This is a genomic window from Variovorax sp. 01T439_2 (assembly GCF_056398445.1).
The window spans coordinates 1-6,800 of sequence record NZ_JBFTPJ010000540.1; the positions used below are offsets into that span (position 1 = coordinate 1).

The 6,800-nt window shown below is 66.8% G+C and carries 7 protein-coding genes and 1 pseudogene; 7 read left to right on the plus strand and 1 reads right to left on the minus strand.

Annotation, left to right across the window (positions count from 1 at the left end):
- Window positions 1-152 precede the first annotated feature (152 nt).
- The 4 genes and pseudogenes from AC1DOC_RS22655 to AC1DOC_RS22670 all read left to right on the plus strand — a co-directional run bounded on the left by AC1DOC_RS22655 (window position 153) and on the right by AC1DOC_RS22670 (window position 4,900).
- Entirely contained in the window at window positions 153-980 is an 828-nt protein-coding gene (locus AC1DOC_RS22655; RefSeq protein ID WP_478080460.1) for a DUF932 domain-containing protein, read from the plus strand.
- A gap of 74 nt (window positions 981-1,054) precedes the next feature.
- Window positions 1,055-3,142 (plus strand): ParB/RepB/Spo0J family partition protein, encoded by a 2,088-nt coding sequence (locus AC1DOC_RS22660; protein WP_478130526.1) that lies wholly within the window; start codon window positions 1,055-1,057, stop codon window positions 3,140-3,142.
- Between the two features lie 479 nt (window positions 3,143-3,621).
- On the plus strand, window positions 3,622-3,930 hold the full coding sequence (locus AC1DOC_RS22665) for a DUF736 domain-containing protein (protein ID WP_478080458.1): 309 nt from the start codon (window positions 3,622-3,624) through the stop codon (window positions 3,928-3,930).
- 621 nt (window positions 3,931-4,551) lie between these two features.
- Window positions 4,552-4,900, plus strand: a pseudogene (locus AC1DOC_RS22670) (DUF2958 domain-containing protein).
- A gap of 30 nt (window positions 4,901-4,930) precedes the next feature.
- Here the strand turns inward: AC1DOC_RS22670 and AC1DOC_RS22675 are convergent.
- A complete protein-coding gene (locus tag AC1DOC_RS22675; protein WP_478080457.1) occupies window positions 4,931-5,221 on the minus strand; it encodes a helix-turn-helix domain-containing protein in 291 nt (96 codons plus the stop codon).
- A gap of 209 nt (window positions 5,222-5,430) precedes the next feature.
- Between AC1DOC_RS22675 and AC1DOC_RS22680 the strand changes: the two genes are divergently transcribed.
- The 3 genes from AC1DOC_RS22680 (at window position 5,431) to AC1DOC_RS22690 (ending at window position 6,690) form a co-directional block, all read left to right on the plus strand.
- On the plus strand, window positions 5,431-5,772 hold the full coding sequence (locus AC1DOC_RS22680) for a DUF2958 domain-containing protein (RefSeq protein ID WP_478080456.1): 342 nt from the start codon (window positions 5,431-5,433) through the stop codon (window positions 5,770-5,772).
- 125 nt (window positions 5,773-5,897) lie between these two features.
- Window positions 5,898-6,137: a transcriptional regulator domain-containing protein gene (locus AC1DOC_RS22685; protein WP_478080455.1), complete on the plus strand. Its 240-nt coding sequence runs from the start codon at window positions 5,898-5,900 to the stop codon at window positions 6,135-6,137.
- Between the two features lie 13 nt (window positions 6,138-6,150).
- Entirely contained in the window at window positions 6,151-6,690 is a 540-nt protein-coding gene (locus AC1DOC_RS22690) for a DUF2285 domain-containing protein (protein ID WP_478080454.1), read from the plus strand.
- The last annotated feature ends 110 nt before the right edge of the window (window positions 6,691-6,800 follow it).

Here is a 6,800-nt window from a genome sequence, read left to right on the forward strand (position 1 = left end):
CTGACCGACGCGGGCGATGAACTCAGGAAAGACGGTGGCAACGAGGCCAACCGGGTTCTTCGTGCCAACCCCACCGGAAGACCCGAAGAGGGCTCCGAATCTAGGAATCCGGTGGGGGTTGTTCAACAGCCAACTTCGTCAGGAGAAAGACCATGCAACTCGTTTCCCGTTTCGCACCGGCTTCGCCGGTGCTGCGCTCGGAATTCCCACTGTCGGACGACCAGATCAGGGCCGTGGCCCCGTCCATCTTTGCGGACGCTCCCCATGGCAGCCGCTCGCAGCGCTACAGCTACATCCCCACGGCCACCGTGCTGCGGGAATTGAGAGGGGAGGGCTTCGAGCCCTTCATGGTGTGTCAGACCCGCGTACGGCAGGAGGGGCGGCGCGACTTCACCAAGCACATGATCCGGCTGCGTCACGCGAGCCAGATCAACGGCCGCGAGGCCAACGAAATCATCCTGCTGAACTCGCATGACGGCACCAGCAGCTACCAGATGCTGGCGGGCATGTTTCGCTTCGTCTGCCATAACGGGCTGGTGTGCGGCGACACGGTGGCCGATGTGCGCGTGCATCACAAGGGCGATGTGGCGGGGCAGGTTGTCGAAGGTGCGTATGAAGTCTTGAGCGGCTTCGACCGGGCGCAGGCGTCGCGCGAGGCCATGCGGGCCATCACGCTGGATGCCGGGGAGTCGGAGGTGTTCGCCCGCGCCGCGCTGACCCTCAAGTACGACGACCCGGACAAGCCCGCGCCGATCACGGAAACGCAAATCCTGATGCCGCGCCGCACGGATGACGACCGCCGCGACCTGTGGAGCGTGTTCAACCGCACGCAGGAAAACCTCGTCAAGGGCGGATTGAACGGGCGTGCCGCCAACGGGCGCCGCCAGAGCACGCGCCCGGTGCAGGGCATCGACCAAAACCTGCGACTGAACCGCGCCCTGTGGCTGCTGGCCGATGGCATGCGCCAGCTCAAAGCCTGAACCCTCAGCCGGGGGGGCGCAGCCCCTCCATCCATTCCCCATTTTCTTCATCTTGTCCCGATAGGAGCTACACCATGAACACCGCTACCTTTCAAGAAACCCACACCATCGCCACGGGCGGCGCTGCCGCCGCCTTCGCGGCCTCGCAGGAACTGCTGCTGATTCCGCTGTCCAAGCTGCGGCCTTCGAGCCGCAACGTGCGCAAGAGCGGCGGCACGTCGATTCCCGAACTGGCCGCGAGCATCGCGCGCGTCGGCCTGCTGCATAACCTCACCGTGGTGGCCGCGCCCGATGGCGAGCACTACGACGTGGTGGCCGGGCGGCGGCGTCTGGCCGCGTTGAAGCTGCTGGTTAAGCGTCGCAAGCTGGCGAAGAACCACGGGGTGCATTGCCTGTTGGTGCTTGATGATGCAGCCCGCACTGTCAGCCTCACCGAGAACGTGCAGCGCGAGGCCATGTCGCCCATCGAGGAGTTGTTCGCGTGGAAGGACCTCGTGGCCGAAGGCCGGCCAGTGGAAGATATCGCCGCCGATTTCGGCGTCACGCCTCTCGTGGTGCAGCGGCGGCTCAAGCTCGCCAACGTCTCGCCCCGTTTGCTGGCGGACTTTGAAAAGCAGGCTGTGACGCTGGAGCAATTGATGGCGCTGGCCATCACCGACGACCATGTGGCGCAGGAAGCCGCGTTCTACGACTCGCCGCCATGGCAGCGCAGCCCGGAGGCGCTGCGCGATCACCTGACGAGCGACGAGATCGACGCGAGCCGCGATGCGGTGGCGCGCTTCGTCGGGCTGGAGGCCTATGAGCAGGCGGGTGGAGGTGTTCGCCGTGACCTGTTCGCGGACGACCGGAACGGCATCTTCCTGACGGACGGCGCGCTGCTGGACGCATTGGCGCGCGACAAGCTCGCGCCGATGGCCGAGCAGGTCCGGGCCGAAGGGTGGGCTTGGGTGGATGCCGTCCCACGCGCCATGTCATCCGACCTGTACCAGTTCCAGCGGGCGCGCAGCACGCGCCGCGAACCCAGCAAGGCCGAGGCCAAGCGCATCGCCAAGCTGGAGGACCGGCAAGCGGAGCTGCAAGAGCGGCTGGATGACGACAACAAGGACATGACCGACGAGCAGGCGCAAGCGCTGCACAACGCCATGGACGAGCTCGGCAACGAACTGGAGGCCATCGAACGCCAGCTGGTCGAGTATCCGCCCGCCGTGGTGGCGCTGGCCGGTACCGTGGTGTCGCTCGATCCGATGGGCGGCGTGGTCGTGCATCGCGGCCTGCTGCGCGAGGAACAGGCCAAGGCGTTGCGGGAACAGGCGCGGCAGGAGGGGAGCGCGGCGGGCAACGGCCCGGATGCGGGTGTCGATGAAACGACCAAGTCCGGCATCTCGGAGAAGCTGGCGAAGCGCCTCAGCGCGCACCGCACGGCGGCCTTGCAGGCCGAGGTGGCGCGGCATCCGCACGTCGCGCTGGTGGCGGTGGTGCATCGCCTCGCGCTGCGTGTGATCGTGGACAGCTATGGCTCGGGCGGGTCGCCGGTCGACATCACCGCCACGCCGCAGGACGGGCTCGGACAACATGCGCCGGACATCGGGGACGCACCGGCGGCGATGGGCATGCGCAAGGTTCGGGACGCGTGGGCCGATCGCCTGCCCGGCGACCCGGATGCGTTGTTCGCCGAACTGCTGGCCTTCCCGCAGCAGGAACTGTTGTCGCTGCTGGCGGTGTGCGTGGCCTCCACGGTCAGCGCGCTGGCTTCGCATGAGGAAGAAGTCCCCGCCGCTGCGCTCGCGCAGGCGGTGAACCTCGACATGCACAACTGGTGGACGCCGACCGCCGCAGGCTACTTCGAGCATGTCTCGAAAGCCAAGGCGCTGGAAGCGGTGCTGGCGTTCGCGCCCGATCATGTCAACCGGCTTGGCAAGAAGACCGCGAGGGTATGCACGCCGTCGCATGAGCATGGAGCCCCGGCCTGCGGGCCGGGGCTTGTTGACTCGGCACGACGCGCGCGGCAAGTGTGCCGCGCGCGTTTTCACATCCAGCGACTGCGCCGCCGAGATCTCAAAGTGAGCACCCGTCGCAGGACGGGCGCAGGGCTGCGACAGAACTTGCTGCGCTGGGTTCCGAAATGCGGCACCGTCCCCGACGCTGGCGGGCAGGTCCCGTGAACAACGGCTGGTGTCACCGACAGGCCGTCCGCCGTGCTCTCCGATTTCCACGCCGCCGATGCCGATCTTGTGTGCCGCCACGCGGCGGAGCGTTCTCCCTTGTCTTCGCCTGTGTGCCGGCTTGGCATTCGGCCGCAGCCGAATCCATGCCGGGAGGCTGTCTCCGCGGGCAATTGCCGGGCGCATGCGTCCCTTGCGAGGACAGGTCCACGCCCACGGCCTTGTATGTGTCGTGAATCCTGGCGCGGGCACGGCGGCGCTGCTCTGCGTTTCGCTTGCCTCGGGCTTCATCGCCGCAACCGTCCGGCCCAACAAATTTCCCCTCTGCTGCGCAGATTCCTCGCGAGCCAAATTTCTCGGGCCTGCCGGTCCTCCGCTGTGCTGCGGCCTTCGGTGCGGCGCGCCCGGACCCGCGCCGGTCGGATCACGCCAAGGCCGCGATGGGCGCGGACCTGGATCAACCTCGAAAGGACTTCATCATGAGCACCATTGGCAACTTCACCGCGTCGGGCAACGGCTACACCGGCACGGTTCGCACCCTGACCCTGAACGTCAAGGTCAAGATCGCCGCCAGCGACAAGGCGAGCGAGAACGCCCCGGACTTCCGCGTTGTCGCCGGCAACGGGCTCGAGATCGGCGCAGCCTGGAAGAAGGTCAGCAAGGCGGACCGGCCCTATTTGTCGGTAACGCTGGACGACCCGTCGTTCCCGGCGACCATCTATGCCCGCCTGGTCGAGGGCGACGACGGCGCACACAACCTGATCTGGTCGCGCAGCAAGGGCGACTGAGCGTCGCGCGGTGCCCCGCCTGCAGGCGGGGCGCTTCACCTCTGAGTTCCGTCAATGGCCCGCGCTGGTCGCGGGCCGTTCAACTGCTGCGAGCCCCTACCGAATTGCGGAAGTACGGATTGGCGTCAGTCCGTACTTCCTGATTTCCTGATCTGTGGATCGTCGCCATTCCGACTTTGCGGTTCTGCGCATGCACGGGCAGCAGTGGATGTGCGGAAGCGGTTCTCCGGATCCGTGGGTTCGTGCAGAGACGTATCGCAGGTTTTTGCGAATCAGCGTGCACACGGTTCGGCGGCGAAGATGTTCGTGCGTCTCCCGGCGGTGCCGGGCCGGGCTGTCGTGCTGCGCATCGAGCCGCCGGTGGCGTCTTGACCCTTCGGGCTTCCATCCCTGACGCCTGCGGCCTTCACTGCGCTCCCGGCCTGCGCGCTTCGCTTGCCACGAGGCAGGGGGGGGGCTTGCTGTTCCCTTCATCATTGCACGGCGTTCTCGCCGTCAAGGTCTGCGCGCACGTCGTGCGCTGGCGGCCGGCGGCCGTCTCTCGAACCCTGACGGCTGCGCTGCGCCGTGCGGCTTCGGTCTCGGGCAATYCCGCCCGGAATCCTTCCAAGGAGAAAGACCATGACGAMGCTCATTGCCGACGAACAACGCGCGMAGCTGCTGGCYAAYGGCCRAGAMTCGATCGAGAACCCTCAATTCGACCCACTGCCGGTGGTCAAGCTGTTCACGCCCAACGCGGGCGCGACGTGGTTGCAGTGTGAGATCGATCGCGAGGATGATGACCGCACGTTCGGCCTCTGCGAGCTCGGGCAAGGCTTTCCCGAGTTGGGCCACGTGAGCCTGACGGAACTGGAGGGCTTCGGCGAGAAGTGGGGCCTGCCGATTGAGCGCGATCTCCATTTCATCGCCGACAAGCCGCTGAGCGGCTACGCGCGCGAAGCGCGGGCTGGCCGGGCGCATCGTGGCGTAGCGCCAAAGGCGCGGCCAACCGGCCGCGCTTTCATTCCGTGTGTGAACCTTGGATTTCGGCCAGCTCACGCCGTACACGCTCGAAGAGCTTGTCTCTGGCCTTGTCGTCTCCGCCATAGGCGAGCGTCAGCAGCGTGAGTGGATGCACGTCCATGACCTCGCACAGGTCGCTCACCTTGCTGAGGGTCGGGCTCTTCAGGCCGCGCTCGAGCGAACTCAGGTACGTGCGACTCGACACATCGGAAAACGCTTCCTGACTCAGGCCACGGGCTTTCCGGACAGCCTTGAGAGCCGCGGGGAAAGAGTGGGTGGGGGAGGTCATTCGGTCGTTCGTCGGGGAACGGCGATGACAACCTATCGACCTCTATAGGGCTACAATCTATAGTGTTCAAAGCGCATTCTCATCGAGGCGTTATCGAGTGCGATTCGACAGCGAGGCATCGCGCAAAGCTTTGTGTCGCATGAAGTCACCAATTTGACTTACAGATCTTCATCTGTCGCAATAGCATTCCAAGGTCTCCTCTCAAAGCCATGGCATTCCTCACCGAACAGCAGCGTGACCAGATGCTGGCCAACGGCGCAGCGCGCGCCCATGGCCGCGCCGTCGATCCTTATCCCGTCGTCAAGCTGTACACCTTGGACGCCCCGGCCTGCTGGCTGCTCACCGAGCTCGATGCCGACGGCGATCGCGCCTATGGGCTGACCGATGCCGGCACGGGCTTCCCCGAACTCGGGCACGTGAGCCTTTTGGCGCTCGAGGGCGTGTGCGGCCCCACCGGCTTGCGCATCGTTGCCGATCCGCATTTCAGGGCACGCCAGCCGTTGTCCGGCTACGTGGCCGACGCGCAGCGCGACGGGTCGATCAACGACTGAACTTCATTGGTGGGCCGGCGTACGGGATCGTCGCCGCCCGCGCGAGAGCGCATCGCCGCAAAAGCCAGCCATGCCGGCCGTGCCCGTGGCAGTCTTCGCGCAAGCAAGAAGAAGTGAGTTCTGCCATGACCGACCGCAAGGCCGAAGGCCTGCCGACCGCGCCCTGGCGCGCGTCGGCGGCCTACCTCTACACGCTCGATCTCGACAGCCCYGCGCTYGCGTGGGAGTACCTGCGCCGCCATCCGCAGTACCAGGTGGACTGGGCACGGCGCGCCGCATCGCTCGACCGGTGGGGGTTGCGACAGCGCCGAAGACCCCCGTCTCGATGCGCGCGAAGCGCGACCATACTGGATCACGGCGGCTGACGAGCTGCTGCACGTGCGTGCTTCGCGCGCGCACGATGCGTCGGCCCGGCCGACCTTCGACCTCTGGCGCGTGCCTGGCCGCAAGCGCCTGGCGCTCGGCGGCTCGGGCCTCACGTTGCTGACCGAGGTGTCCGCGCAGCGGCTGCGCATGTCGCTGGCCGACGACCTCTGCGATGGCGCGGCCTACATCTGCGCCGTCCCGCTCGGCCCTGGCCTGCGCGGCCAGTTGGAGGCGTTCAACGCGCAGGCACAGGCTCTTCAGGGCCATGCGCCGGCCGAGGATTCCACGCGGACTGTCACCCGTGCTGCGCTGCTGCATCTTCGCGCCCTGCAGGCGCTCGACGGCGCGCAGGCCGGCGCCTCGCACCGCGACATCGCCCAAGCCTTATTCGGTTTCGAAGCCGTGGCGCGCTGGCACGCTGATGGCGAGCTGCGCGCCCAGGTCCGGCACCTGCTGCGGCGCGCCGAAGCGTACATGGGCGGTGGCTATCTGGCGCTCGCGGGCATTCCGCGCAACGCGGCGGAGCGTCCCGGAGACGAACCGATGCGCTGAATATCTCCCTGCGCAAAAAGGCCCTTGCTCCCGAGACTGCCTCCACTGGGCTGCGAATGGTTCGCGGCCCCGTGACAACGATGGAGGCCCTCATGGCAAGTGCCAGTTCC

Excerpts from the sequence above, each read along its gene's own strand:
- AC1DOC_RS22655 (WP_478080460.1), top strand. The coding sequence starts at position 153 with ATGCAACTCGTTTCCCGTTTCGCACCGGCTTCGCCGGTGCTGCGCTCG.
- AC1DOC_RS22660 (WP_478130526.1), top strand. The coding sequence starts at position 1,055 with ATGAACACCGCTACCTTTCAAGAAACCCACACCATCGCCACGGGCGGC.
- AC1DOC_RS22665 (WP_478080458.1), top strand. The coding sequence starts at position 3,622 with ATGAGCACCATTGGCAACTTCACCGCGTCGGGCAACGGCTACACCGGC.
- AC1DOC_RS22675 (WP_478080457.1), bottom strand. The coding sequence starts at position 5,221 with ATGACCTCCCCCACCCACTCTTTCCCCGCGGCTCTCAAGGCTGTCCGG.
- AC1DOC_RS22680 (WP_478080456.1), top strand. The coding sequence starts at position 5,431 with ATGGCATTCCTCACCGAACAGCAGCGTGACCAGATGCTGGCCAACGGC.